The following is a 25,141-nucleotide window of genomic DNA, read 5'->3' as shown; positions in this document are numbered from 1 at the left end:
TCTCATGAAAGACCCGCGCGGCCACAACGCCCCGTGCGCCGCGGTCCCGACCCCTCCTATGGTTCGATGTACGTGAGCCTGACGGATGGACCAGCAGCCAGCCTGCGCAATGGCCGAAACGAGTGGGGTGAAGATGGCCGAGGATGTGCGCGCCGAGATCGTGGCCAGCGTGCTCGAAGTCGTAGTGAACGAGGGTGACCAGATCGGCAAAGGCGACATCGTGGTGCTGCTGGAGTCGATGAAGATGGAGATTCCCGTCTTGGCTGAGGTCGACGGCACCATCAGCAAGGTGAGCGTCGCGGTGGGCGATGTCATCCAGGCGGGCGACCTCATTGCTGTGATCAGCTAGCCCGGGAAAAGTTGGGACCGTTCTGTCTGCTGCCGGGGAATGGCCCGGGGAGTGAGTGATGTCGACTCTCGGTGATCTGCTTGCCGAACACACCGTGCTGCCGGGGAATGCGGTGGACCACCTGCACGCGGTCGTGGGGGAGTGGCAGCTGCTGGCGGACCTGTCGTTCGCCGACTACCTGATGTGGGTTCGTCGCGACGACGGCATGTTGGTGTGTGTGGCGCAGTGCCGGCCGAACACCGCCCCCACGGTGCTCGTCACCGACTCGGTGGGCAGTGTCGTCGCCGCCGACCAGCTGGCGCTCGTCGCCGAGACCTTCGACTCCGGCACCGCGCAGCGGGATGGCGATGCGGGCCAACAGGATTCGTGGCTGCCCGGCCCGCACGTCGAGGCGACACCGGTGCGGTACGGCGGCCAGGTGGTGGCCGTTCTCACCCGGCATCAGACGGCCGTCGCGGCCGACCGCACGTCCGGCCAGCTGGAGACGGCATACCGGGAATGCGCCGGCGATCTGGTTCACATGCTCGCCGACGGCACCTTCCCCGATGTGGGCGACGTGGTCATGTCCCGCTCCACCCCGCGGGCGGGTGATGGCTTCATCCGATTGGACGTCAACGGCGTCGTGGCCTACGCCAGCCCCAACGCGGTGTCGGCCTACCACCGGATGGGCCTGACCTCCGAGCTGGAGGGCCGCAACCTGGTCAAGGTGACCCGGCCGCTGGTCTCGGACCCCTTCGAGGCGCAGGAGCTGGCCGAGCACGTGCTCGACCTGCTGGCCGGCGGCAAGAGCATGCGGATGGAGGTCGACGCGGGCGGCGCCACGGTGCTGCTGCGGACGCTCCCGTTGGTGGTCGACGGTGCTAGCGCCGGTGCCGCCGTGCTGATCCGCGACGTCACCGAGGTGAAGCGGCGCGACCGGGCCCTGATCTCCAAGGACGCCACGATCCGGGAGATCCACCACCGTGTGAAGAACAACCTGCAGACCGTGGCGGCGCTGCTGCGCCTGCAGGCCCGCCGGACGGTCAACGCCGAAGGGCGCGAAGCCCTGATCGAGTCGGTGCGCCGGGTCTCGTCCATCGCGCTGGTGCACGACGCGCTGTCGATGTCCGTCGACGAACAGGTCAACCTCGACGAGGTCATCGACCGGATCCTGCCGATCATGAACGACGTGGCGTCGGTCGACCGGCCCATCCGGATCAACCGGGTCGGCGACCTCGGCGTGCTGGACTCCGATCGGGCGACGGCCCTGATCATGGTGATCACCGAACTGGTTCAGAACGCGATCGAGCACGCTTTCGACCCGGCGGTCGAAGAGGGATCGGTGACCATCCGCGCCGAGCGTTCGGCGCGCTGGCTTGACGTCGTTGTCCACGACGACGGGCGCGGGCTGCCGGAAGGCTTCAGCCTGGAGACGTCCGACAGCCTGGGCCTGCAGATCGTGCGGACGCTGGTGTCGGCGGAGCTCGACGGCACGTTGGGCATGCGCCAAGCCCCGGCCCGCGGCACCGACGTGGTGTTGCGGGTGCCGATCGGCCGGCGGGCCCGACTGGTCATCTAGGCACACAACAGTGCGGCCCCGACTTTCGTCGAGGCCGCACTGTTTGCTCTAACTGAGTCAGACTCCGCTACGGGCCTTCGTCCGGGCATTGCGACGCTTGAGTGCGCGCCGCTCGTCTTCGCTCATGCCGCCCCAGACGCCCGAGTCCTGGCCGGTGTTCAGGGCCCAGGACAGGCAATCCGTGGTCACCGGGCACCGATTGCAGACCAGTTTCGCGTCAGCGATCTGCGCGAGCGCCGGGCCGCTGTTCCCTACCGGGAAGAACAGCTCCGGGTCTTCGTCGCGACAGACCGCCTTGTGGCGCCAATCCATACGTTGTTACTCCTCACTGAGTGCGCAGCAAGGCGCACGGCCAATTTTCTTCGGCTGTTAACGCGTGCACAAGAAAAGGGTCCGTACCCCTATCTAAATTTCTGCATGCAACCTTTTGATCGTTTCACAGGCCCAACAGATGTCAATAGCCCCGAGTTCGCTCGTGGGCTATCTCACTTTGATCGTTCCGTAGTCGGGCCATTACTCCGTTGTACTACACTGACTGGCCACTCTCCGGGAAAATCTTCCCCGCCTGACCCGCGGCCGCTTCGTATGCGCAGCTCAGAGCGTGTTTTTCTGGGGAGGCGCTACGACCGCCAGCGCGTCGGGCACCGCTTTGAACGTCATACTTTCGCGCACGCCGAGGTAATCCCCGTCGAACTGGCAGGCGACCGGGCCGCCGGTCGAGGTGACCCGCAAGCAGGGCACGTCGTCCTCGGTGATGAGGTGGTCGAAGTCGAACTTGGGCCGCTTGGCGAACATCTGCCGCACGATGCGAAGGGTGGGGATTGTCTTCATGCTCTTGGGCGCGAACACGCCCAGGCCCGACTCGAAGGTGCAGCCGGGATTGGTCCACACCGGCCGCTCGTTGGCGAACGTCCACGGGCTGGAGTTGGACACGAACGCGAAACTCACCCCGGCGATGGGTTCGCGGCCGGGCAGTTCGAGCGTGAGCATCGGTTCGCGGCGCGTGTAGCCCCACACGGCGGGCACCGCTGCGCGAATGTAGCGCCACGCCGTGACCTTGCCGCCCTTGTCGCGTTCGGCCTCGACCGCGGCCACCACCTCGGCGTCGACCCCCATGCCGGTGTTGAACACCGCCCAGCGCTCGCCGCAGTCGATCAGGCCGATGCGGCGCCAGGTGTGGTGGTGGCGATAGTCGTCGAGGAGCTGGATGAGCTGGTTGGTGGCGGCCACCGGGTCCCGCGAGATGCCTAGCGACCGTGCCAGCACATTCGCCGAACCGCCCGGGACCACCGCGACCGCCGGCACCGGGCCGGTGTGCCCGGAAACCACACCGGGACGGCCGAGCAGGCCGTTGACCACCCCGCTCACCGTGCCGTCGCCGCCGTGCACCACCACCAGGTCGACGCCGTCCGCGACCGCCTTCTCCGCGAGTTCGGCGCCGTGTCCGCGGTGGCTGGTGTGTTCGACGGTGAGCTGCAGCCGGCTCTTGAGCGCGTTCGCCAGCAGGTCGCGACCGGCCGGGGTGGTAGTGGTGGCGGTGGGGTTCACGATCAGCACGGCGCGCATGGAGCACGAGCTTATGCGGGCCGGTTAAGGCCACGCTGTGGGGAACTCCCCGGCAGCCGGGTGACTACGCTGACGCGGGTGACAGCTTTCCGCCGCGACCCGGGGGCCGCGCCGGCCGCCGTGCGCGGCGCTGGCCTCCTCGTGGTGGTGCAGGGGTTGGCCGCGCTGGTGGTGGCGGCTGTGCTGGTGGTGCGGGGCGTCGCGGGCGCGGACCAGCGCGTGGTCAACGGGTTGGGCACGGCGGCGTTCTTCGTGCTGGTCGGCGCGGTGGTGCTGGCCGCCGGACGGGCGCTGACGGCCGGCAAGCGCTGGGGCCGCGGGCTGGCCGTGATCACCCAGCTGCTGCTGCTGCCGGTGGCCTGGTACCTAACGGTGGACTCGCACCGGCCCGGCTTCGGGATTCCCGCGGGCATCGCGGCGCTGACCGTGTTGGGCCTGCTCTTCAGCCCCCCGGGAGTCCGGTGGGCCGCCGGCGATCAGCGCGATTCCGCCAGCTCGGCCAACCGGGAGCCGGACAGCCGATAGGTGGTCCACTCGCGCTGGGGCTCGCCCCCGACACCGTCGTACAGCGTGAGGGCGTCGGCGTTCCAGTTCAGCACGGCCCAGGACAACCGCGTGTAGCCGTTGTCGACGCATTCGGCCGCGAGCGTCGCCAGCAGCGCGCGGGCCAGGCCGCGGCGGCGAAATCCCGGCCGCACGAACAGGTCTTCGAGGTAGATGCCCGCCACGCCGTCCCAGGTGGAGAAGTTGAGGAACCACAGCGCCATCGCGGCAATCTCGCGCTCGACTTCGGCGACGTGCCCATACACCGTCGGGACGGCTCCGAAAAGTGCTGCCGCAATTTGCTTTTCGGTGACCGTGCAGTGCTCGGCGGCGTGTTCGAATTCCGCCAATTCGTGGATCATTGCGGTGATTGCGGCGGCGTCTTCCGGCGTGGCGCGGCGAATGGTCATTGCTCGACATCCAATGCGCGCAGGATCGTCGCGAATTTCGTTGTGGTTTCCGCGACTTCTTCGTCGGGGTCGGATTCGGCGACGATGCCGCCGCCGGAGCGGGCGAGCGCGGTGCGGCGGTCCGCCGACAGCTGCGCGCAGCGGATGGAGACCACCCAGCGGCCATCGCCCCGGGCGTCGCACCAACCGACCGCCCCCGCATAGAACCCACGGTCGCCTTCCAACTCGGCGATGAGCTCCACCGCGGCCTTGGTCGGCACCCCGCCGACCGCCGGGGTGGGATGCAGCGCCAGGGCCAAATCGATTGCCGTGGTGGACGTATCGCGAAGCCGAGCGCTGATCGGGGTGCACAGGTGCCACACTGCCGCGGTGCGGCTCAACTCGGGCTCGGCGGCGATCGTCAACTCGTCGCACAGCGGCTCGAGGGCGGCGCGAATGGCTTCGATGACCAGCTGGTGCTCGTGCCGGTCCTTGGCCGAACCCGCCAGCGCGGCGCCGTTGGCGGCGTCGACGTCCGGGTCGGCGGCCCGGGGCGCCGAACCCGCGAACGGCCGGCACGTGACCCGATCTCCGTCGCGCGCCACCAAAAGCTCCGGGCTGGCGCCCACCAGCGCCACACCGGAGTACTCCTCGCCGGCAGCGGTCAGGTCGACCAGATATCCGTAGGCCGCCGGGTCCGGGGCGATGAGCCGGCGCAGGATGACGCGGGCGTCCAGTGGGGCGTCGGCGACCAGCCGCAGCGCGCGGGACAGCACCACCTTGCTCAGCAGGCTGTCGGGGGCGGTGAGCTGGTCGCGGGCCCGGCAGATGCGGCCGCGGTAGTCGGCCGGCGACGGATCGGCGGCGGCGACACGCACGGGCGGCAGGGGGCCGGTCGGCCAGTCGGGCGGCGCGTCGGTGCGCCGCACCGCGTCGGGCGTCAGCAGCGCTGCGGGCCGGCTCACGTCAAAAGGCAACGCGCCCAACACGATTGCGGCTGAGCCCGAACGCAGCGCGTCCTGCGCCGCCGCCACGTCGCGGTAGCGCTTTCGCACGCCCTCGGCGAGGAGGGTCTGCTTCGGTCCGCACAGCGCGAACGGCGGTTGGGTGCTCACCCGGGCTTGATCGCCTGCGGCTGGGCGGTCAGGCCGAGGGCGGCGAGCTGTCGCACGCCATGCTCGAAACCGCACACCGCGATGGAGCCGGCCAGCATCCAGAAACGGCTGCCCTCGACGAGCGGCAGCTCCACCCAGCGGGTGATGACCGAGCGGGAGAAGTGGCTGTGCCCGACGAACACCACGTCGCGGTCGCTCATGTGCTCCAGCGCGAACGCGACGGCACGGTCGGCGCGGTCGCTGACCTGCTGCACGCTCTCGCCACCGGGACAGCCGTGCGTCCACACCAGCCAATCGGGCACCTTTTCGTGGATCTGCGGGGTCGTCAGCCCCTCGTAGGAGCCGTAATCCCATTCGGCGAGCAGGGGAGAGACCTCGTCCACGGCGAGGCCGGCCAGCTTCGCTGTGGTCAGGGCGCGGATGCGCGGGCTGCTGATCACCAACGGGTCGGTGAGGTTCAGTTCTCTGAGGACGCGGCCCGCGAGCTCGGCCTGGACGCGGCCGGTGTCGGTCAGCTCGAGGTCGGTCCGGCCCGTGTGCTGGCCCGACTTCGACCACTCGGTCTCGCCGTGGCGAAGGAGGACCAGTCGATGATTGTGCAAGCCCATATCGACCGATTCTGCCGGACGACATGCCGGGCACGTCGGCCGCAGCGCGCGGCGGGCGAACGTGCCAGGATGGGCACTGTTGACCGCATGGCGACAATGCAGAGGGGAGAGCCGCGCCTATGGCCGCTAAGACCCGGGTACTGGCAGTGGCCAACCAGAAGGGCGGCGTAGCCAAGACGACGACGGTCGCCTCGCTGGGCGCAGCGATGGCCGACGAGGGACAACGCGTGCTCCTGGTCGACCTGGATCCGCAGGGCTGCCTGACCTTCTCGCTCGGCCAGGATCCTGACAAACTCCCGGTGTCGGTGCACGAGGTGCTGCTCGGTGAGGTCGAGCCCAACGCCGCGCTGGTCACGACCATCGAAGGGATGACGCTGCTGCCGGCCAACATCGACCTGGCGGGAGCCGAGGCGATGCTGCTGATGCGCGCGGGCCGCGAGTACGCACTCAAACGCGCGCTGGCCAAGCTCTCCGACGACTTCGACGTGGTCATCATCGACTGCCCACCGTCGCTGGGTGTGCTCACCCTCAACGGACTGACCGCCGCCGACGAGGTGATCGTGCCGCTGCAGTGCGAGACGCTCGCGCATCGCGGCGTCGGCCAGTTCCTGCGCACGGTCGCCGACGTCCAGCAGATCACCAACCCGGATCTGCGGCTCCTCGGCGCGCTGCCGACGCTGTACGACTCCCGCACCACCCACACCCGCGACGTGTTGCTCGACGTCGCCGACCGCTACGAAATGCCGGTGCTCGCCCCGCCGATACCCCGCACCGTGCGCTTCGCCGAGGCCAGCGCGTCGGGATCGTCCGTGATGGCGGGGCGCAAGAACAAGGGCGCGTCGGCCTATGCCGACCTGGCGAAGGCGTTGCTCAAGCACTGGAAGACCGGCAAGCCGCTGCCGACGTTCGCCGTCGAGGTGTAGTTCGGCGTCAGCCCAGGGCCGCCACGGTGTCGCCCCGCTGCTCGAACACCTGGGACCCCGCGACGGTCGGGACCACCGCCCGTCCGGGCGTACTCTGCGCCCGGTTGACCGGGATGTAGCGCTCGTTGGTGCCGCTGACCGGGTCGTAGACCCCGATCGCGCCGGTGACCGGCACCAGCAGGCGGCCCGCCATCATCGCGCCCGGCCCCAGCGGCGCCGTCGTGGAGCCGGCGGCGATCGTGTAGCGCAGCGACAGGTTGTTCGTCTGGAAGACCATGACGGAATCGCCGGTCCACCAAGTGATCAGGCTGCCCGCGTGCGTTACGGCCCCGGGGCTCGTCGGCGGCTTTGGCAGCAGTGCACTCGACACGGTGGTGCCGGTCTCGTCGATCACGTCCACCCGCGGCTGCGGGGACGGCAGATACACCGCGGTGTTGCTTTCCCAGACGGCCAGCACCCGAGCGCCCGAATCCGCCGTGATCCCGGGTTCGGCCACGATGCGCTGCTGGGGTTCGTCGTCGTCCTTGCCCGGCCGCAGCAGCACTAGCCGCAGGTCGGCCTGGTTGACGCAGCTCTCCAGTACCGACACGGCCGAGGAGCTGGCCGCCGCCGAGACCAGCTTGCAGCCGGAGTGCAACCCGCGTGCCGAGGGCTTGACCCGGGCGTCCGTCTCGCCGTACGCCACCATCCGGACCATGTCGGAGCGCCACAGCTCCAGCCGGGTGTCGCCGGCCGCCAACACCGTCGTGCCGTCGGAGGACAGCTGCACATGAGGGTCGGCATAGCCGCTGCGGGCGGGCCCGCGGCGACCGGTGGACCCGTCAAGCGTGCTCGCCTGCCCGCACCCGCGATCGTCCCGGTAGACGGCGACGGCGTAGTGATACACCCAGGAGACCCCGCACAGGGCGGAGTCGCGCGCATAGCTCCATCGGGACTGGCCCGAGGCGGGGTCGCGCCCGTCGACCCGGCGGCCGTCGCCGGTGACGACCGTGCCGCCGACCGCCACGGGTGCAGTGGTGGCCGGACTGGACGCGGTCCACAGCTCCTTGAGCGTGGCCGGGACCTGCCGGGCCGGGCTCGGGTTGGGCGCCGGGACGGCGGCCGGCCGGCTGATGGTGGCCCGGGCGTCGCTGGTCCACCAGATCAGCGAGGCGACGGCGGCAACCGCGACCGCTATTGCCGCGGCGGCCAAGACGTCGCCCTTGGTCCGGCGTTCGGGTCTGACCATCCGCGGGCGGGCGACTCAGCTGGCGTTGGCGCCGGCTTCGGCGGGCTTGCGGCGCCGACGGCGGCGGCGGCTGGTCCCGCCGTTACCGGAAGCTTCCGCGGCGGCTTCGCCGCTGGGGACGCCGGCCGCGGCATTCCCGCCCGGGTGTGCGGTGGTGGGCTGGCCGCCGCGGGTGCGCCGCCGCGGCGCGCCGGAGCGGGCACGCCCGGACCGGTCGGCCTTCTGGCCGTCGCGCTCGCTGGTGCGGCGCTGGCCCTGCGGCTTCTTCGGCGAGCCGATGGCGCCGCCCGCGCCGGCCGGGATGCCCATCTCTTCGTAGAGGTGCGGCGAGTTCGAGTAGGTCTCGGCGGGCTCGGGGGTCTCCAGGCCCAGCGCCTTGTCGATCATCGACCAGCGGGGCAGCTCGTCCCAGTCCACCAGGGTGACGGCGATACCCGTCTTGCCGGCGCGGCCGGTGCGGCCGATGCGGTGCACGTAGGCCTGTTCGTCCTCGGGGATCTGGTAGTTGATGACGTGGGTGATGTCGTCGATGTCGATGCCGCGGGCGGCCACGTCCGTGGCGACCAGGACGTCGATGTCGCCGCTGCGGAAGGCTTTGAGCGCCTTCTCGCGGGCGATCTGCCCGAGGTCGCCGTGCACGGCGCCGACCTTGAAGCCGCGCTCGGCCAGCTCGTCGGCGACCTTCTGGGCGGTGCGCTTGGTGCGGGTGAAGATCATCGTCGCGCCGCGGCCCTCGGCCTGCAGAATTCGGCTGACCATTTCGACCTTGTCCAGCGCGTGGGCCCGGTAGACGAACTGCTCGGTGGTGTCGTGCGTGGCGGCCGAGTGCGGCGCCTCCGCCCGGATGTGGGTGGGCTGGTTCATGAAGGTGCGGGCCAGCGTGATGATCGGGCCCGGCATGGTCGCCGAGAACAGCATGGATTGCCGGTCCTCGGGGATCTGGCGCAGGATGCGCTCGATGTCGGGCAGAAAGCCCAGGTCGAGCATCTCGTCGGCCTCGTCGAGAACCAGCATGGACAGCCCGCCCAGCTGCAGGTGGCCCTGCTGGGCCAGGTCGAGCAGCCGGCCGGGGGTGCCGACCACGACGTCGGCGCCGGCCTGCAGCGCCTCGAGCTGCGGCTCGTAGGCCCGCCCGCCGTAGATCGAGACGACGGACAGCCGGCGACCCTCGTCGGCGGTGAGGTACTTGGCCGCGGCGGCCAGGTCCTCGGTGACCTGCAGGCACAGTTCACGGGTCGGCACCACGACCAGGGCCCGTGGTGTGCCGTTGAGCTCCCGCACGCCGACTCCGGACGTGATGCGGTTCAGCAGCGGGACGCCAAAGGCGAGGGTCTTGCCCATGCCGGTGCGGGCCTGGCCGATCACGTCGTCGCCGGCGAGCGCCAGCGGCATGGTCAGTTCTTGGATGGCGAAGGGGCGTTCGATGCCCTTTTCGGCGAGGGCGCGGACGATTTCGTCGCGGACGCCGAGGTTGGCAAAGGTCATTTCAGTTGTGCTGGTGAGTTCGCTCATGCGTGGTTGGTAAGCCTTTCGGTGACGTATCGGGTTGTGTCGGTGTTTCTCTGTCGCGGTCACGCGCGCACGAGTTCCGACTCCGAATACGTCGCCGAGTCGCGGGCCCCTGCTCAATCTGGGCGGGCCAGCTGTGCACGCACATTTCGCCGATAGCGGCTTGGCAAAGAAATACAGCCGCTATCTACGTACATGATAGCTGGTCGACAACTGGCTCCCATTTAGCGCCAGGTCCGCCGACTACAGTGTTGCCATGACCCGGCCCTCTTCCCAGCCCGCAGCAGCCGAAGTGGAAGCCGACCAGGTGGACGATTCGCCCGCCCCGCGTCTGTCGGCCGACCACCCGGGCGTCAACGAGTTGTTCGCGGTCTTGGCGTACGGCGAGATCGCCGCGTTCTATCGGCTCACCGACGAGGCGCGGATGGCCCCCGACCTGCGCGGACGGATTTCCATGGCCAGCATGGCCGCCGCCGAGATGCAGCACTATGAGCTCCTGCGCGACGCCCTGGAGAGCCGGGGCGTCGACGTCGTGAAGGCCATGTCGAAGTACGTCTCGGCGCTGGAGAACTACCACCGGCTGACGATGCCCAGCACGTGGCTGGAGGCCCTGGTGAAGACCTATGTCGGCGACGCGCTGGCCGCCGACCTGTACCTGGAGATCGCCGACGGGTTACCCGACGAGATCGCCGACGTGGTGCGGGCGGCGCTGTCCGAGACGGGGCATTCGCAGTTCGTCGTCGCCGAGGTGCGCGCCGCCGTGACCTCCAGCGGCAAGCAGCGCAGCCGGCTGGCGCTGTGGTCGCGCCGCCTGTTCGGCGAGGCGATCACGCAGGCTCAGTACCTGCTGGCCGACCACGACGAGCTGGTCGACCTGGTGATGTCGGGAACCGGGGGCCTGGGCCAGCTCAACGCGTTCTTCGACCGGTTGCAGCACACCCACGACCGGCGGATGCACGAACTGGGTCTGAGCTGACGTCAGCCGTGATCGCAAGCGCGGCGCAGCCGGGCGCGGCGGGTCACGGCCGTCGGACTCAGCCGTGATCGCAAGCGCGGCGCAGCCGGGCGCGGCGGGTCACGGCCATCGGAATCAGCGGGTGCAGGTCGCCAGGCTCGAGTTGGTGGTCGACGCGGCCACCAGTTGACCGGCGGCGTTGACGATCGAGCAGTTGAGCCGGCCGTAGAAGCTGGTCGCGACGACCGATGGGTTCTGGACGCTCGGACTCAAGATCACCGCCTTGGTCCACGGCAGCGACACGTTGAACTCGGTCTGGGAGTAGCCGCTCCCGTCGGTGTAGACGATGTTCACCAGGTCCAGCAGCTGCTTGCTGCCGGTCACGCTGTAGACGACGGTGCGCGGGTTCAGCGCGGCAGGCGGGGGCGTCAGCGTCAGGGGCGGAGCGGCGGTGGGCGTTCCCGTTGGCGCCGGGCTCGGGGCGGCGCTGGGCGTGGTCACGGTGGTGACCGTTTCGGGCGGCAGCGTCGTGCGTGAGGGGCTGGGCTGGGCGCTGGGCGGGGTGGAGCTTCTGGTCGTCGCCGGCGCGGACGTCACCGGTTGGGGGGCGGGTGCCACGGTGGCCTTGGTTGAGGCGCTGTCTCCGCTGTTGATGATGACGGCGGTCGCGATCGCGCCGATGGCGACCACGGCGCCGAGGATCGCCGTGACCGGACGCCAGCGAAGCTCGGCCGGCCAGCCGGTCCAGGTGTAGTCGCCCTCGGGGTAGGCGTCGGCCCCGTAGAGCTCGTCGGTCTGGTCTTCGGGGTAATCCCGGACCTCGTCGAGATCGGCCAGTGTGGTACCCATGGGGCCGAAGGTAGCCATGTGAAAACACGAACCGGGTCGCGGACCCGGGTCTGGGCTCAGTCGCAAGCTAATCGTTATCTGCTCGCGACCGATGTTTCGCTGAGCGCGAACCGCGCTTCGGGGGCTGTCGCCGCAGCGGGCTCGCCGCGTCCACTAGCCTGCAGCTGACAGGTCTGTCGACTTCAATACCTACGGAAGGGGTGACCGTGGAGGTCAAGATCGGTATTACGGACAGTCCGCGCGAGCTGGTCCTCTCCAGTGCGCAGACGCCGGCCGAAGTCGAAGAGCTGGTCAGCGCCGCGCTGAGTGAGGGACCGGGCCTGTTGAGGCTCAACGACGAGCGGGGACGTCGCTTCCTCGTGCACACCAGCAAGATCGCCTACGTCGAGATCGGCCCCGCCGACGCGCGCCGGGTCGGCTTCGGCATCGGCGCCGAGGTCGGAAAGCTCACCGGCAAGGGCGCTAAAGGCGAGTAAGCGGCACGTGTGACAGCCCGCCCCAGGCGAACGCGACGGTGCCCTCGACGGCGTCCGCCTTGGAGATCGGGCGGTCGGAGTCGAGCCAGTAGCGCGCGCAGTCGACGCTGATGCCCACCAGTCCCACCGCGATCATCCGGGCGCGGTGCGGGTCGAGCCCCGAGTCCTCGCTGATCAAGGCGAACACCGCGTCGATGCACGATTCGGTGGCGACGCGCACCTGCGCGGCCACCTCGGGTTCCGTGACGTAGTCGTTCTCGAAGATCAACCGGTAACCCTGGCTGTCGTGCTCGATGAAGTCGAAGAACGCCTGCACCGCCGCATGCAGCCGCCGGCGGTTGTCGGTGGTGGTGTTCAGCGCCTGCTGCACCCCCGAGACGAGGTTTTCGACGTGCCGGGCGAGCACGGCCAGGTAGAGCTCGAGTTTGCTCGAAAAGTGTTGATACAGAACCGGTTTGCTGACGCCGGCCCGGTCGGCGATCTCGTCCATGCCGGCCGCGTGGTAGCCGCGATCGACGAAGACGTCGCTGGCGACGATGAGCAGCTGACCGCGACGCTCATCCCGGGGCAACCGGTTGCCGCGCCGGCTCGAAGCCGCGATACCGTCCCCGGGCCGACTGCGGTCGGTCGATTTGACGGCACGCCGCGCCCCGGCCTTGGCGAGTTCGCTCATCGAGTCCTCATCTGATGTGTCGGCAACCGGCCGCCGGCACCACTGGCCGGCCGCGCTCGGCTCGTTGCGACAGACATTACTACCCACCTTGTCCCGGTGACCGTCGTCGCCGCCGTCGTGGCTGGCAGAAAGTGGTGTCGGGCGCAGCATTCGGGCGCGCCAAGGACGGCCCCGCTGCCGACTGTGTAATCCTGGGGCAATGACGTCCCAGCGGCCTACGCGCGGCACCGGTCGCGTCCCGGTGCTGCGGGACGAGTGGCGGGAACCGCTACGGGCGCTGCGTGACCCGATCGCACGCGACGGCGGACGGACCCGGGCCGACCGGGAGCGACCGCGCCAGTGGCGCAAACAGACGTGGCTGGGACGGTTCGTATCCACCTACGGCTGGCGCGCTTACGCGCTGCCCGTTCTGGTCGTGCTCACCGCGGTGGTCGTCTACCAGACGGTGACCGGCACCAGCGCGATGAAGCCGACGGCGAATCAGCCCATCCAGAGTCCGCAGGCGATGGAGGCCGTGGGCACCTCGATCATCGACGCGCCACCCCGCGGGCTCGCCGCGTTCGACGCCAACCTGCCGGCCGGGACGCTGCCGGACGGCGGCCCGTTCACCGAGGCGGGCGACAAGACCTGGCACGTGGTGCCCGGCACGACGACGCAGATCGGTCAGGGCACCGTGCGGGTGTTTCGCTACTCGGTCGAGGTGGAGGACGGCATCGACCCCACGATGATCGGTGGCGACGAGGCGTTCGCGCAGATGGTCGACCAGACGCTGGCCAATCCCAAAGGCTGGACGCACAATCCGCAGTTCGCTTTCGTCAGGGTGGACGGCGCGACTAAACCTGACTTCCGGATCTCCCTGGTGTCGCCGGTGACGGTCCGCGAGGGCTGTGGCTACGAATTCCGGCTCGAGACCTCCTGCTACAACCCTTCATTCGGCAAGGACCGGCAGTCGCGGGTCTTCATCAACGAGGCGCGCTGGGTGCGTGGGGCGGTCCCGTTCGAGGGGGACATCGGCTCCTATCGCCAATACGTGATCAACCACGAGGTCGGCCACGCCATCGGCTACGTCCGCCACGAGCCGTGTGAGCAACAGGGCGCTCTGGCGCCGGTGATGATGCAGCAGACGTTCTCCACGTCGAACAACGACGCCGCCCAGTTCGACCCGGACTTCGTCAAGGCCGACGGGAAGACCTGCCGCTTCAACCCCTGGCCGTTCCCTATCGCCTAGCCGCTCGGCACGTTGAATTCATTGCCGTCCACTTCGGCGGCTGCTGGGATGATGGTGGTGGACAACCGCGACGCGAGACCGAGGAGGAGCGGGTGCCGACACCGCAGACAGCACTGCCGCCTCTCGTCGAGCCGGCAGACCAGCTGACCCGCGATGAGGTGGCCCGTTACAGCCGGCACCTGATCATCCCCGGCCTGGGGGTGGACGGGCAGAAGCGGCTCAAGAACGCGAAGGTGCTGGTGATCGGCGCGGGCGGGCTCGGCGCGCCGGCGCTGCTGTACCTGGCCGCTGCCGGCGTCGGCACGATCGGCATCGTCGACTTCGACGTCGTCGACGACTCCAACCTGCAGCGCCAGATCATCCACGGTGTGGCCGACGTCGGGCGCTCCAAGGCGCAGTCGGCGAGCGAGTCGATCGCCGCGATCAACCCGTTGGTCCGGGTGCGCCTGCACGAGTTCCGGCTGGACTCGAGCAACGCCGTCGACCTGTTCTCGCAGTACGACCTGATCCTGGACGGCACCGACAACTTCGCCACCCGGTATCTGGTCAACGACGCCGCCGTGCTGGCCGGCAAGCCGTACGTGTGGGGATCGATCTACCGATTCGAGGGCCAGGTCTCGGTCTTCTGGGAGGACGCGCCGGGCGGGCGGGGCCTCAACTACCGCGACCTCTACCCGGAGCCGCCGCCACCCGGCACGGTGCCGTCGTGCGCCGAAGGCGGCGTGCTGGGCATCGTCTGCGCCTCCATCGCGTCGGTGATGGGCACCGAGGCGATCAAACTCATCACCGGGATCGGCGAATCGCTGCTGGGCCGGTTGATGATCTACGACGCCCTGGAGATGTCCTACCGCACCATCACGATCCGCCGGGACCCCGACGACGCCTTCCGCCCGAAGATCACCGAGCTGATCGACTACGAGCAGTATTGCGGTGCGGCCCCCGACGACGCCGGTGCAGTTGTCACCGGCTCCGCGATCACCCCGCGGGAATTGCGCGAATTACTGGATTCGGGAAAGAAACTGGCGTTGATCGACGTTCGTGAGCCCGTCGAGTGGGAGATAAACCACATCGATGGGGCCCAGCTGATCCCGCAGTCGTCGATCAACTCCGGTGAGGGTCTGGCAAAGCTACCGCAGGACCGCATGCCGGTGCTGTACTGCAAGACGGGGGTGCGCTCGGCCGAGGCGCTGGTGGCGGTGCAAAAGGCCGGATTCCCCGACGCGGTGCACCTGCAGGGCGGCATCGTGGCGTGGGCGCAGCAGATGCAACCCGACATGGTGATGTACTGACCCGATAGGGCACGTGACCTCGTCTAGGCTACCCGTGTGACTGTCGAACCACCGCCGGAGCATGTGCTGGCGGCGTTTGGTTTGACCGGCGTCAAGCCCGTCTATCTGGGCGCTAGCTGGGAAGGCGGCTGGCGCTGCGGTGAGGTCGTCCTGTCGCTGGTGGCCGACCACGCCCGGGCGGCCTGGTCGGCCCGCGTGCGGGAGACCCTGTTCGTCGACGGTGTTCGGCTGGCCCGCCCGGTCCGCTCGACGGACGGGCGTTACGTGGTTTCCGGATGGCGGGCGGATACCTTCGTCGCCGGCACACCCGAACCGCGGCACGACGAAGTCGTCTCGGCGGCGGTGCGCCTGCACGAGGCGACCGGCAAACTGGAACGCCCCCGATTTCTCACCCAGGGCCCCACCGCGCCGTGGGGCGACGTGGACATCTTCATCGCCGCCGACCGCGCCGCCTGGGAGGAGCGGCCGCTGGCCTCCGTGCCCCCGGGCGCCCGCACCGCGCCGCCGACGGCCGACGCGGAGCGGTCGGTGGAGCTGATCAACCAGCTGGCCACCCTGCGCCGTCCGACCAAGAGCCCGAACCAGCTGGTGCACGGAGACCTTTACGGGACAGTGCTTTTCATCGGCGCCGCCGCCCCGGGAATCACCGACATCACCCCGTACTGGCGGCCCGCGTCGTGGGCGGCGGGCGTCGTCGTCGTCGACGCCCTGTCCTGGGGCGAGGCCGACGACGGACTCATCGAACGTTGGAACGCGCTGCCGGAGTGGCCGCAGATGTTGTTGCGCGCCTTGATGTTTCGCCTGGCGGTCCATGCGTTGCATCCGCGATCCACCGCCGAGGCATTCCCCGGGCTGGCCCGCACCGCGGCGCTGGTGCGGCTGGTGCTCTAGCGCCCGAAGTCGTAACGCACCTCGCGCAACGCGATCCGGCCATCGGTGGCCAGGACCCCTTCGGCCCGCAGCAGCTCGAGCTGGCGGGTGCTCAGATGAGGCGCCGGGCGACCCGATGCGGTGATCACCCGGTGCCACGGCAGGTCCGAGGAGTCGCTCCGCATGATCCAGCCGACGATGCGCGGGCTGGAAAGCCCTGCGACGCCGGCGATGTCGCCGTAGGTGGCGACCCTGCCCGGTGGAATCGCCGCGACCAGCGCGCGCACCCGCTCGACCTGCTCATCGGTGACCGGCGCCACGATCAGCGGGCTTCCAGCAGCTCGCGCGTCAGCGCCGCCACCTCCGCGGGCGCGGCGTAGGGCACCATGTGGTTGCAATCGAAATCCAGCAGCCGGAAATCCGATCCCAACCGGTCCTGCAGCCCGGCGATGAGGTGGTCGCCGACGTACGGCGGCGAGGTGCGCTTGGCCCGCACCAGGACCGTCGGCGTCCCGGCCGGCGGGAACACGATGTCGCGGGCCAACTCGCTCCAGTACGACATCATCGCCGGCAGGCTCACCTGCCAGCCGTACCGGCCGCCCGGCAGCTCGATCAGATGCTCGTCGATCTCGGCGTCGAGCAGCGCGGGGTCGACGTCCGACCAGGAGCCGTGCAGCTTTTCCAGGCGCGCTTCCTCGGCGTCGGGATAGTCGGGCGAGGCCAGCATCGCGTCGGCGATCTGCCGCATCCACGCGCCGTCCAATCCGACCGCCGGGTCCAGCAGCAGCAGCGCCGCCACCCGGTCCGGCCGCATCGCGGCCAGCTGCATGGCGAGTGCGCCGCCGAAGGAGTGCCCCACCACCAGCACCGGCGCCTCGGCGTCGTCGTCGAGCAGCGCGGCCATCGCCGCAACGTTGGCGTCGATGGTCCACGGCGCCGCCCATGACGACCGGCCGTGACCGATCAGATCCGGTGCGGCGAAGGTGATTTCGGGTAGGAGGCCGGCCAGCTGCTGCCACCGCTGCCCGTGGCCGGTCAAGCCGTGCAGCGCCAGCACTCGCACCGGCCCCGGTGGGCCGTAGCGGTGCACATGGAGATCCGCGGTCACCCGTCGATCGTGCCAGTCACCGCCACGGCCATCCGCGCGCGGGCGGGTCAGCGTTCGTCCCACTCGTCCTCGGTGGGGACGACGTAGGCCTGCTCGATCACGTCGGCCTCGTTGGCCTCGCGGTCGGCAGCGGTCAGATACTCGGTGTCCAAGCCGACTTCGTCGTCGAAGTCGACGGGCTGCAATTGTTCCGCGGCGTCACCTTCGGGCGCTTCGTCGCTGGGAAAACCGGGTTCGACGTTCGTCACGATCACCTACCTCCTCACCGTTCGTCGGGCTGCGTGCGGTCTCCAGCCTAGGGGTCGGCGGCGACGCGGGCCGGGCGGCTTGTCAGACCCTGGTGATTGCATGCAGCCATGTCGTACACCTGGGACACCGAGGCGCGGGCTCTGCTGGCGCCCGGCGTGCGCGGGCCGGTCCGAGTGTTGGGCGGGCCGGGCACCGGTAAGAGCAGCCTGCTGGTCGACGCCGCGGTCGCCCAGATCGACGCGGGTCTCAACCCGGAATCGGTTCTGCTGCTTACCGGTTCCGGCCGGCTGAGCATGACGGCGCGCAGCACCTTGACGACGGCGTTGTTGCGGGCGCGCTCGACCGGGCCCTGCCGGGCCGCAGTCCGCGAACCGTTGGTGCGCACCGTGCACGGTTACGCCTACGCGGTGCTGCGGCGGGCCGCCGAGCGCGCCGGTGACGCGCCCCCGCGGCTGGTCACCAGCGCCGAACAGGACGCGATCATCCGGGAGCTGCTGGCCGGTGACCTCGAGGACGGGCCGCGCGCGGCGACGGCGTGGCCCACCCACCTGAAACCCGCGCTGGCCACCGCGGGCTTCGCCACCGAGCTGCGAAACATGCTGGCGCGCTGCGCAGAACGCGGTGTTGATCCGCAGGAACTCGAGCGCCTGGGCCGCCGGTGCCGGCGCCCGGAATGGACGGCCGCCGGCCAGTTCGCCCGGCAGTACAAGCAGGTGATGCTGCTGCGGGCGGCGGTCGGGACGGCTGCGCCACAGGCGACGACGCCCGCGCTGGGCGCCGCGGAACTGGTGGGGGCCGCCCTGGAGGCCTTCGCGGTCGATCCCGAGCTGCTGGCCGCCGAGCGGGGCCGGGTGCGGCTCTTGTTGGTCGATGACGCTCAGCAGCTCGACCCGCAGGCGGCCCACCTGGTCCGGGTGCTCGCGGCGGGCGCCGAGCTGGCCGTGATCGCCGGCGATCCCAATCAGGCGGTGTTCGGCTTCCGGGGCGGCGAATCCGCCGGCCTGCTCCACGGGGATTCGCCTGCGGTGACGTTGACGGTCTCGCATCGCTGCGCCCCGGCGGTGGCGCGCGCCGTCAGCGGCATCGCGCAGCGACTGCCCGGCGGCAGCGACGGCAAGCGGATCGAGGGTAGCGGGCCCGACGAGGGCTCGGTCGCGGTGCGCCTGGCGGCGTCGGCGCACGCGGAGGCGGCGATGATCGCCGACGCGCTCCGGCGTGCGCACCTGGTCGACGGGGTGCCGTGGTCGCAGATGGCGGTCGTCGTCCGATCGGTGCCACGGGCCGGCGCGTTGTTGCCCCGCGCGCTGGCCGCCGCCGGGGTGCCGGTGGCCGCGCCCGCGACCAGCGGACCGCTGTCCGGCGAGCCCGCGGCCCGGGCGCTGCTCACCGTCCTGGCCGCCACCGCCGACGGGCTCGACGGCGAACGGGCCCTGGCGTTGCTGACCGGTCCCATCGGTCGGGTCGACCCGGTTTCGCTGCGCCAGCTGCGCCGAACGCTGCAGCGCGCCAACCCCGGTCGCGCGCCGGGCGATGTCGCGGACCTGCTGGCCGAGGCGCTGTCCGCTGACCCGCCGCCATCGGGCCCGCAGTTCCGCCCGGTGCAGCGGGTGCGTGCGGTGCTGGACGCGGCGGCGCGCTGCCATCGTGCGGGACAAGACCCGCGCTACACGCTGTGGGCCGCCTGGAACCGGTCCGGCCTGCAGCGTCGCTGGCTGTCGGCCGCCGAGCGCGGCGGCACCGCCGGCGCCCAGGCCACCCGGGACCTGGAGGCGGTGACCGCGCTGTTCGACATCACCGATCAGTACGTGTCCCGCATGTCGGGTGCGTCGCTGCGCGGCCTTGTCGAGCACATCGCCGCGCTGCACCTGCCGAGCGTGAACCGGGAGCCGGTGTCACCCGTGGAGCAGGTGCGGGTGCTCAGCGCGCACGCCGCGCTGGGACACGAATGGGACCTGGTGGTCATCGCCGGGCTGCAAGAGGGATTGTGGCCCAACACGGTTCCGCGCGGCGGTGTGCTGGGCACCCAGCGGTTGCTGGACGTGCTCGACGGCGTCACCGAGGACGCGTCGGTGCGGGCGCCGCTGCTGGGCGAGGAACGCCGGCTGCTGGTGGCGGCGATGGGCCGGGCCCGCCGCCGGTTGCTGGTCACCGCCGTAGACGGCGACTCGGACCGCGGGGACAACGAGGCCGCGCTGCCGTCGTCGTTCTGCTACGAGCTCGCCCCGTGGACCGATGGTGACGGCGATCCCGCTGCCGCGCAACCCATCTCAGCGCCCCGGATGCTATCCGCTGCCGCGCTGGTCGGCCGGCTGCGCGGCGTCGCGTGCGCGCCCGACGGCACGATCGACGACGCCGCCCGCGCTTGTGCCGCAACGCAATTGGCGCGCCTCGCCCGCGCCGGCGTCCCGGGCGCCGACCCGGCCGGCTGGCACGGCCTGATCCCCGTCAGCACCAGCGAACCCCTGCATGGCGACGACGATGCCGTCACCTTGACCCCGTCGACCCTGCAGATGCTCAACGACTGCCCGCTGCGCTGGCTGGCCGAACGGCACGGCGGCACCAACCCGCGCGACCTGCGTTCCACCATCGGCTCGGTGCTGCACGCCCTGGTCGCCGAACCGCAGCGGAGCGAATCGGAATTGCTGGCCGAGCTGGACCGGGCCTGGCGCCATCTGCCCTTCGAGGCCGAGTGGCATTCGGCCAACGAACTGGCCCGCCACCGCGCGATGATCGAGGCCTTCGTCGAGTGGCGGGCGCAGACCCGGGGCGTGCTGACCGAGGTGGGCGTCGAGGTCGAGATCGACGGCATCCTGGCAACATCCGACGACGGCGATGGCGGCGACGTCCGGCTGTGCGGCCGGGTCGACCGGCTGGAGCGCGATGCAGCCGGCCGGCTGGTGATCGTGGACATCAAGACCGGCAAAACGCCGGTCAGCAAGGACGACGCCCAACAGCACGCCCAGCTGGCGATGTATCAGCTGGCCGTGGCCGAGGGCATGGTGGCCGCGGGTTCGGAGCCCGGTGGGGCGCGGCTGGTCTACCTGGGCAAGCCCGGGGCGTCGGGCGCCACCGAGCGCGAGCAGGATCCGCTGACACCGGCCGCCCGCGACGAGTGGCGCCGGCTGGTTCGGCGCGCCGCCGGGGTGACCGCCGGGCCGCGGTTCATCGCCCGGCGCAACGACGGCTGCTCGCACTGTCCGCTGCGGCCTTCATGTCCGGCCCACGCCGACGGGGCGGCGCAGTGAACCCGCGCTACAGTCCGGCCGAATTGGCCGGTGCGCTCGGGCTTTTCCCGCCCACCGAGGAGCAGTCCGCCGTGATCGCGGCACCGCCCGGGCCGCTGGTCGTCATCGCCGGTGCCGGTGCGGGCAAAACCGAGACCATGGCCGCGCGGGTGGTGTGGCTCGTCGCCAACGGCTACGCCGAACCCGGCCAGGTGCTCGGATTGACGTTCACCCGCAAGGCCGCCGGCCAGCTGTTGCGCCGGGTCCGGTCCCGGCTGGCCCGGCTGGCCGGCGTCGGCTTGGGTCCCGACGGCGCGGCCCCCGCGGAGCCGGCGGGCGCACCGACGGTCAGCACCTACCACGCGTTCGCCGGTTCGTTGATCCGCGACTACGGTCTGCTGCTGCCCATCGAGCCCGACACCCGGCTGCTCGGCGAGACCGAGCTGTGGCAGCTGGCGTTCGACGTGGTCAGCGGGTACCGGGGCGAGCTGCGCACCGACAGGACCCCCGCCGCGGTCACGTCAATGGTGCTGCGGTTGTGGGGTCAGCTGGCCGAACACCTGGTGGACACCCGCCAGCTCGGCGATACCCACGTGGAGCTGGAGCGGCTGATCCACGCGCTGCCGCCGGGCCCCTATCAGCGCGACCGCGGCCCCAGCCAGTGGTTGCTGCGGCTGCTGGACACCCAGACCCAGCGGGCCGAGCTGGTGCCGCTGCTCGACGCGCTGAACGAGCGCATGCGTGCCGCGAAGACGATGGACTTCGGCGTGCAGATGGCCTGCGCGGCGCGGCTGGCGGCGAACTTCCCGCAGGTCGGTGCCGACCTGCGCGGCCGCTACCGGGTGGTGCTGCTCGACGAATACCAGGACACCGGCCACGCCCAGCGGGTCGCCCTGTCGGCTCTGTTCGGCGGTGGCGTCGACGACGGGTTGGCCCTGACCGCCGTCGGCGATCCGATCCAGTCGATCTACGGCTGGCGCGGCGCCTCGGCGACCAATCTCCCGCGCTTCACCACCGACTTCCCCCTCTCCGACGGCGCCCCGGCGCCGGTCCTGGAGCTGCGGACCAGCTGGCGCAACCCGCCGCGGACCCTGCAACTGGCCAACGCGATCTCGGCGGAGGCGCGCCGCCGGTCGGTCGCGGTACACGCGCTGCGGCCGCGCCCGGACGCCCCGCCCGGAACCGTCCGCTGCGCGTTGCTTCGCGATGTCCACGCCGAGCGCGAGTGGATCGCCGACGAGCTCGCCGCGCGGTACCGGGACGCCCGGGCCGACGGAGTGAGCCCGCCGACCGCCGCGGTTCTGGTGCGCCGCAACGCCGACGCCGCCCCCATCGCCGACGCCCTGCGCGCCCGCGGAGTCCCGGTCGAGGTCATCGGATTGGCGGGGCTGCTGTCCATCCCCGAGGTCGCCGACGTTGTGGCGATGCTGCGGCTCGTCGTCGACCCGACGGCCGGCGCGGCGGCGATGCGGGTACTCACGGGTCCGCGCTGGCGCCTCGGTGGTCGGGACATCGCCGCGCTCTGGCGGCGCGCCCGAAAGCTCGGCGAAGGGCTGGGCGCGGGCGGGTCATCCGCGCCGGAGGCGATCGCGATGTCCGCCGGCCCGGACGCCGACACGGCGTGCCTGGCCGACGCCATCGCCGATCCCGGTCCGCCCGAAGGGTATTCGGCCGCGGGGTATCAGCGGGTCACGGCGCTGGCCGGCGAACTGCGTGCCCTCCGCGGCCACCTGGACCATTCGCTGCCGGACCTGGTCGCCGAGGTGCGCCGCGTGCTGGGTGTCGACTGCGAGGTCCGCGCCGCGGCGGGGGCGGACAGAGGCTGGGCCGGCACCGAACACCTCGACGCGTTCGCCGACGTCGTCGCCGGATACGCCGAACGGGCCGACGCCGCCGGCGTGCCGGACCGTCGCACCGCGGCATCGGTGTCGGGCCTGTTGGCGTTTCTGGACGTGGCGGAGTCCGTCGAGAACGGTTTGCCGCCCGCGCCGTTGGTAGCGGCGCGCGACCGCGTCCAGGTGCTCACGGTGCACTCCGCGAAGGGGCTGGAGTGGCAGGTGGTGGCGGTGGCACACCTGTCGGGCGGAACCTTTCCCTCGACCGCGTCCAGGAGCAGCTGGCTCACCGACGCGGCCGAGCTGCCGCCGCTGCTGAGGGGCGACCGTGCCTCGGCCGGCGCGCTGGGCATCCCGGTGCTGGACACCTCCGACGTCACCAACCGAAAGCAATTGTCCGACAAGATCTCCGAGCATCGCCGCCAGCTCGAGCAGCGGCGCGTCGACGAGGAACGCCGGCTGCTCTACGTCGCCGTCACCCGGGCGGAGGACACGCTGCTGGTGTCGGGTCACCACTGGGGCGCCTCCGGCATCAAACCGCGCGGCCCCTCCGATTTCCTGTGCGAGATCAAGGAGGTCATCGACCGTTCGGCCGCGGCCGGCGCGCCCTGCGGGGAGGTGGATCAATGGGCACCCGCGCCGGCGGACGGCGATCGTAACCCGTTGCGCGACAACGTCATCGAGGCGGTCTGGCCCGCCGACCCGTTGACCCGGCGCGGTGACGTCGAGCGCGGTGCCGCGTTGGTGACCCGGGCGATGTCGGGCGGCGAGGGCGGTGTCGGGGCCGATATCGAGGGGTGGGCGGCCGACGTCGACGCGTTACTTGCCGAGGGAGCGCGGTTGGTCGAACCGTCCACCGGCGCACTGCCTAGTCAGTTGTCGGTCAGCGGCCTGGTGGAACTGGCGCGGGACCCCGCGGCCGCCGCGCAGCGGCTCCGGCACCGGCTGCCCACCCGCCCGGACCCGCATGCGTTGCTGGGCAACGCCTTTCACGCCTGGGTTCAGCAGTTCTACGGCGCCGAGTGTCTCTTCGATCTCGCAGACCTGCCGGGCGCGGCGGACTCCGACGTGGGCGACACCCGGGGGCTGGCCGCGTTGCAGGCGGCATTCACCGAATCGCCCTGGGCGACCCGCACTCCCATCGCCGTCGAGGTGCCGTTCGAGATGCCCATCGGCGACACCCTGGTGCGCGGCCGAATTGACGCGGTGTTCGCCGACCCCGACGGCGGCACGACGGTCGTGGACTGGAAGACCGGCGAGCCGCCGCACGGGCCGGAAGCCATGCGCCAGGCCGCCGTCCAGCTCGCCGTCTACCGCCTGGCGTGGGCCGCCCTGTCCGGTGTTCCGGAATCGTCGGTACGGACGGCGTTCTATTACGTGCGCGCCCGCACCACGGTCGCTCCCGACGATCTGCCCGCCCCCGCTGACCTGGCCGGCCTGCTGGCCGAGCCCGCCGCCGGCTGACTTTGCGCTGCCCGGGTACCGGGGCCGCGCTCGTGGTTACATTGAGTCGTGCGTGACTCCTGCGCGGGCGTTGAGCCGATAACGGACCGCCGTGCGCAACGGTAGGTCCCGGCAACTGACCGGTCTGGATGAAGCGCTGACCGCGCAGCGGGGCCACCAGTTGGTCGGCGTGGTGCGCATCCCCGAGGAGCACGCCAGCCCCATCCGTGTGATCACCCGCCGCGTGGTCATCGCGCTGGTGGTGTTGTTCGCCGCGGCCGTCATCGTGTACGCGGACCGCAACGGGTACCGCGACGTCCGGGGCCAGCCGCTGACCTTCCTGGACGCCGTGTACTTCTCCGCGGTGTCACTGTCGACGACCGGTTACGGCGACATCACCCCCTACACCGAAACCGCGCGTCTGGTTCACACGCTGATTTTTACCGCGCTGCGGATCGCGTTCCTGGCCGTCTTGGTCGGCACGACCCTCGAAGTCCTCTCCGAGCGGTCCCGCCAAGGGTGGAAGATTCAGCGTTGGAGGAGCAGAGTGCGCAACCACACGATCGTGATCGGCTACGGCACGAAGGGCAAAACCGCCGTCGCCGCGATCCTCGGCGACGAGGCGGCCCAGGGGGAGGTCGTCGTCGTCGACACGGACCGCACCACCCTCGAACACGCCGCCGGCGCGGGCCTGGTCACCGTGCACGGCGACGCGACCAAGGCCGACGTGCTGCGGCTGGCCGGCGCGCAACACGCGGCCTCGATCATCGTGGCCACCAGCCGCGACGACACCGCGGTGCTGGTCACCCTGACCGCGCGGGAGATCGCACCCAACGCCAAGATCGTGGCGTCGATCCGGGAGGCCGAAAACCAGCACCTGCTGCAACAATCGGGCGCGGACTCGGTGGTGGTCTCCTCGGCGACCGCCGGGCGGCTGCTGGGGCTTGCCACCACCACGCCCAGCGTCGTGGAGATGATCGAAGACCTGCTGACACCGGACTTCGGCCTGGCCATCGCCGAGCGCGAGGTGGAGCCCACCGAGGTCGGCGGTTCCCCACGGCATCTGCGCGACATCGTGCTGGGCGTGGTGCGCGACGGCCACCTGCTGCGCATCGGCGCACCCGAGGTGGATGCCGTCGAGGCCAACGACCGGC

Annotated in this window: 24 protein-coding genes; 12 read left to right on the top strand and 12 right to left on the bottom strand. The window is 70.7% G+C overall.

Going from position 1 to position 25,141, the window contains the following annotated elements; translation table 11 throughout:
- Window positions 1–133: 133 nt before the first annotated feature.
- Both A5709_RS06185 and A5709_RS06180 read left to right on the top strand, forming a co-directional pair.
- Complete coding sequence (locus A5709_RS06185) at window positions 134–349, top strand: biotin/lipoyl-binding carrier protein (RefSeq protein ID WP_066956294.1); 216 nt, start codon at window positions 134–136, stop codon at window positions 347–349.
- A 58-nt stretch (window positions 350–407) separates the two neighbouring features.
- Window positions 408–1,907: a sensor histidine kinase gene (locus tag A5709_RS06180; RefSeq protein ID WP_067947694.1), complete on the top strand. Its 1,500-nt coding sequence runs from the start codon at window positions 408–410 to the stop codon at window positions 1,905–1,907.
- 57 nt (window positions 1,908–1,964) lie between these two features.
- On the opposite strand, the gene whiB1 is transcribed toward A5709_RS06180, so the two are convergent.
- The gene (gene whiB1, locus A5709_RS06175) at window positions 1,965–2,219 is read right to left on the bottom strand and encodes a transcriptional regulator WhiB1 (RefSeq protein ID WP_007168139.1); all 255 of its coding nucleotides are present in this window, start codon (window positions 2,217–2,219) and stop codon (window positions 1,965–1,967) included.
- Window positions 2,220–2,501: 282 nt separating this feature from the next.
- Complete coding sequence (locus tag A5709_RS06170; protein ID WP_067947696.1) at window positions 2,502–3,473, bottom strand: diacylglycerol kinase family protein; 972 nt, start codon at window positions 3,471–3,473, stop codon at window positions 2,502–2,504.
- A 78-nt stretch (window positions 3,474–3,551) separates the two neighbouring features.
- Between A5709_RS06170 and A5709_RS06165 the strand changes: the two genes are divergently transcribed.
- Window positions 3,552–3,998: a hypothetical protein gene (locus A5709_RS06165; protein ID WP_156673452.1), complete on the top strand. Its 447-nt coding sequence runs from the start codon at window positions 3,552–3,554 to the stop codon at window positions 3,996–3,998.
- Here A5709_RS06165 and A5709_RS06160 read toward each other — a convergent pair.
- From A5709_RS06160 to A5709_RS06150, 3 genes are read right to left on the bottom strand one after another with little or no spacing between them, the layout of a single operon-like run.
- Complete coding sequence (locus A5709_RS06160; protein ID WP_068118829.1) at window positions 3,950–4,426, bottom strand: GNAT family N-acetyltransferase; 477 nt, start codon at window positions 4,424–4,426, stop codon at window positions 3,950–3,952. The genes A5709_RS06165 and A5709_RS06160 overlap by 49 nt on opposite strands.
- Entirely contained in the window at window positions 4,423–5,520 is a 1,098-nt protein-coding gene (locus A5709_RS06155; RefSeq protein ID WP_068118826.1) for an isochorismate synthase MenF, read from the bottom strand. Before A5709_RS06155 ends, A5709_RS06160 begins: the two co-directional genes overlap by 4 nt.
- Complete coding sequence (locus tag A5709_RS06150; RefSeq protein ID WP_067947702.1) at window positions 5,517–6,128, bottom strand: acid phosphatase; 612 nt, start codon at window positions 6,126–6,128, stop codon at window positions 5,517–5,519. The genes A5709_RS06155 and A5709_RS06150 overlap by 4 nt, the downstream gene beginning before the upstream one ends.
- A 119-nt stretch (window positions 6,129–6,247) precedes the next feature.
- Between A5709_RS06150 and A5709_RS06145 the strand changes: the two genes are divergently transcribed.
- Window positions 6,248–7,051, top strand: a complete 804-nt coding sequence (locus A5709_RS06145) for a ParA family protein (protein ID WP_068118824.1) — start codon at window positions 6,248–6,250, stop codon at window positions 7,049–7,051.
- A gap of 7 nt (window positions 7,052–7,058) precedes the next feature.
- Here A5709_RS06145 and A5709_RS06140 read toward each other — a convergent pair whose 3' ends face one another.
- Both A5709_RS06140 and A5709_RS06135 read right to left on the bottom strand, forming a co-directional pair.
- Window positions 7,059–8,279: a hypothetical protein gene (locus A5709_RS06140; protein WP_068118818.1), complete on the bottom strand. Its 1,221-nt coding sequence runs from the start codon at window positions 8,277–8,279 to the stop codon at window positions 7,059–7,061.
- A 15-nt stretch (window positions 8,280–8,294) separates the two neighbouring features.
- A complete protein-coding gene (locus tag A5709_RS06135; protein WP_067947708.1) occupies window positions 8,295–9,791 on the bottom strand; it encodes a DEAD/DEAH box helicase in 1,497 nt (498 codons plus the stop codon).
- A 253-nt stretch (window positions 9,792–10,044) separates the two neighbouring features.
- Between A5709_RS06135 and A5709_RS06130 the strand changes: the two genes are divergently transcribed.
- Window positions 10,045–10,764: a ferritin-like fold-containing protein gene (locus A5709_RS06130; RefSeq protein WP_067947711.1), complete on the top strand. Its 720-nt coding sequence runs from the start codon at window positions 10,045–10,047 to the stop codon at window positions 10,762–10,764.
- Between the two features lie 114 nt (window positions 10,765–10,878).
- On the opposite strand, the gene A5709_RS06125 is transcribed toward A5709_RS06130, so the two are convergent.
- Window positions 10,879–11,592: an MmpS family transport accessory protein gene (locus tag A5709_RS06125; RefSeq protein ID WP_068012572.1), complete on the bottom strand. Its 714-nt coding sequence runs from the start codon at window positions 11,590–11,592 to the stop codon at window positions 10,879–10,881.
- 206 nt (window positions 11,593–11,798) lie between these two features.
- Here A5709_RS06125 and A5709_RS06120 point away from each other — a divergent pair, with 206 nt between their 5' ends.
- On the top strand, window positions 11,799–12,068 hold the full coding sequence (locus A5709_RS06120; protein WP_067205619.1) for a DUF3107 domain-containing protein: 270 nt from the start codon (window positions 11,799–11,801) through the stop codon (window positions 12,066–12,068).
- On the opposite strand, the gene A5709_RS06115 is transcribed toward A5709_RS06120, so the two are convergent.
- Complete coding sequence (locus tag A5709_RS06115; RefSeq protein WP_066956131.1) at window positions 12,055–12,741, bottom strand: TetR/AcrR family transcriptional regulator; 687 nt, start codon at window positions 12,739–12,741, stop codon at window positions 12,055–12,057. The two genes, A5709_RS06120 and A5709_RS06115, sit on opposite strands and share 14 nt — an antisense overlap.
- Before the next feature lie 199 nt (window positions 12,742–12,940).
- On the opposite strand from A5709_RS06115, the gene A5709_RS06110 reads away from it, so the two are divergent.
- The 3 genes from A5709_RS06110 to A5709_RS06100 all read left to right on the top strand — a co-directional run bounded on the left by A5709_RS06110 (window position 12,941) and on the right by A5709_RS06100 (window position 16,149).
- Window positions 12,941–13,969 (top strand): DUF3152 domain-containing protein, encoded by a 1,029-nt coding sequence (locus A5709_RS06110; protein WP_197501117.1) that lies wholly within the window; start codon window positions 12,941–12,943, stop codon window positions 13,967–13,969.
- A 92-nt stretch (window positions 13,970–14,061) separates the two neighbouring features.
- On the top strand, window positions 14,062–15,258 hold the full coding sequence (gene moeZ / locus A5709_RS06105) for an adenylyltransferase/sulfurtransferase MoeZ (RefSeq protein ID WP_068118815.1): 1,197 nt from the start codon (window positions 14,062–14,064) through the stop codon (window positions 15,256–15,258).
- Between the two features lie 36 nt (window positions 15,259–15,294).
- A complete protein-coding gene (locus A5709_RS06100) occupies window positions 15,295–16,149 on the top strand; it encodes a TIGR02569 family protein (RefSeq protein WP_068118813.1) in 855 nt (284 codons plus the stop codon).
- Here the strand turns inward: A5709_RS06100 and A5709_RS06095 are convergent.
- From A5709_RS06095 to A5709_RS06085, 3 genes are read right to left on the bottom strand one after another with little or no spacing between them, the layout of a single operon-like run.
- Window positions 16,146–16,448, bottom strand: coding sequence for an MGMT family protein (locus A5709_RS06095; protein WP_068118811.1), 303 nt, complete (start codon window positions 16,446–16,448; stop codon window positions 16,146–16,148). The two genes, A5709_RS06100 and A5709_RS06095, sit on opposite strands and share 4 nt — an antisense overlap.
- Before the next feature lie 2 nt (window positions 16,449–16,450).
- Window positions 16,451–17,236 carry an alpha/beta fold hydrolase gene (locus A5709_RS06090; protein ID WP_068118808.1) on the bottom strand — a complete coding sequence of 262 codons (786 nt, stop codon included), beginning with the start codon at window positions 17,234–17,236 and terminating at the stop codon, window positions 16,451–16,453.
- A 47-nt stretch (window positions 17,237–17,283) separates the two neighbouring features.
- Window positions 17,284–17,484, bottom strand: coding sequence for a hypothetical protein (locus A5709_RS06085; protein ID WP_067947735.1), 201 nt, complete (start codon window positions 17,482–17,484; stop codon window positions 17,284–17,286).
- Between the two features lie 108 nt (window positions 17,485–17,592).
- Between A5709_RS06085 and A5709_RS06080 the strand changes: the two genes are divergently transcribed.
- The 3 genes from A5709_RS06080 to A5709_RS06070 all read left to right on the top strand — a co-directional run.
- On the top strand, window positions 17,593–20,730 hold the full coding sequence (locus A5709_RS06080) for an ATP-dependent DNA helicase (protein ID WP_068118805.1): 3,138 nt from the start codon (window positions 17,593–17,595) through the stop codon (window positions 20,728–20,730).
- Window positions 20,697–24,008: an ATP-dependent DNA helicase gene (locus A5709_RS06075; RefSeq protein ID WP_197520088.1), complete on the top strand. Its 3,312-nt coding sequence runs from the start codon at window positions 20,697–20,699 to the stop codon at window positions 24,006–24,008. Before A5709_RS06080 ends, A5709_RS06075 begins: the two co-directional genes overlap by 34 nt.
- Before the next feature lie 91 nt (window positions 24,009–24,099).
- A partial coding sequence (locus A5709_RS06070; RefSeq protein ID WP_068118803.1) for a TrkA family potassium uptake protein occupies window positions 24,100–25,141 on the top strand: 1,042 nt, incomplete at its 3' end.

The organism is Mycobacterium sp. E1386, from assembly GCF_001672745.1.
In the GTDB taxonomy this organism is placed as follows: domain Bacteria; phylum Actinomycetota; class Actinomycetes; order Mycobacteriales; family Mycobacteriaceae; genus Mycobacterium.
The sequence above is the reverse complement of the archived record's forward strand: the minus strand, read 5'-3'. Positions and strand labels throughout refer to the sequence as shown.

What these genes read in the sequence shown, in the direction of transcription:
- A5709_RS06185 (WP_066956294.1), top strand. Translation starts at nt 134, where the DNA reads ATGGCCGAGGATGTGCGCGCCGAGATCGTGGCCAGCGTGCTCGAAGTC.
- A5709_RS06180 (WP_067947694.1), top strand. Translation starts at nt 408, where the DNA reads ATGTCGACTCTCGGTGATCTGCTTGCCGAACACACCGTGCTGCCGGGG.
- whiB1 (WP_007168139.1), bottom strand. Translation starts at nt 2,219, where the DNA reads ATGGATTGGCGCCACAAGGCGGTCTGTCGCGACGAAGACCCGGAGCTG.
- A5709_RS06170 (WP_067947696.1), bottom strand. Translation starts at nt 3,473, where the DNA reads ATGCGCGCCGTGCTGATCGTGAACCCCACCGCCACCACTACCACCCCG.
- A5709_RS06160 (WP_068118829.1), bottom strand. Translation starts at nt 4,426, where the DNA reads ATGACCATTCGCCGCGCCACGCCGGAAGACGCCGCCGCAATCACCGCA.
- A5709_RS06150 (WP_067947702.1), bottom strand. Translation starts at nt 6,128, where the DNA reads ATGGGCTTGCACAATCATCGACTGGTCCTCCTTCGCCACGGCGAGACC.
- A5709_RS06145 (WP_068118824.1), top strand. Translation starts at nt 6,248, where the DNA reads ATGGCCGCTAAGACCCGGGTACTGGCAGTGGCCAACCAGAAGGGCGGC.
- A5709_RS06140 (WP_068118818.1), bottom strand. Translation starts at nt 8,279, where the DNA reads ATGGTCAGACCCGAACGCCGGACCAAGGGCGACGTCTTGGCCGCCGCG.
- A5709_RS06135 (WP_067947708.1), bottom strand. Translation starts at nt 9,791, where the DNA reads ATGAGCGAACTCACCAGCACAACTGAAATGACCTTTGCCAACCTCGGC.
- A5709_RS06130 (WP_067947711.1), top strand. Translation starts at nt 10,045, where the DNA reads ATGACCCGGCCCTCTTCCCAGCCCGCAGCAGCCGAAGTGGAAGCCGAC.
- A5709_RS06125 (WP_068012572.1), bottom strand. Translation starts at nt 11,592, where the DNA reads ATGGGTACCACACTGGCCGATCTCGACGAGGTCCGGGATTACCCCGAA.
- A5709_RS06115 (WP_066956131.1), bottom strand. Translation starts at nt 12,741, where the DNA reads ATGAGCGAACTCGCCAAGGCCGGGGCGCGGCGTGCCGTCAAATCGACC.
- A5709_RS06110 (WP_197501117.1), top strand. Translation starts at nt 12,941, where the DNA reads ATGACGTCCCAGCGGCCTACGCGCGGCACCGGTCGCGTCCCGGTGCTG.
- A5709_RS06080 (WP_068118805.1), top strand. Translation starts at nt 17,593, where the DNA reads ATGTCGTACACCTGGGACACCGAGGCGCGGGCTCTGCTGGCGCCCGGC.
- A5709_RS06075 (WP_197520088.1), top strand. Translation starts at nt 20,697, where the DNA reads ATGTCCGGCCCACGCCGACGGGGCGGCGCAGTGAACCCGCGCTACAGT.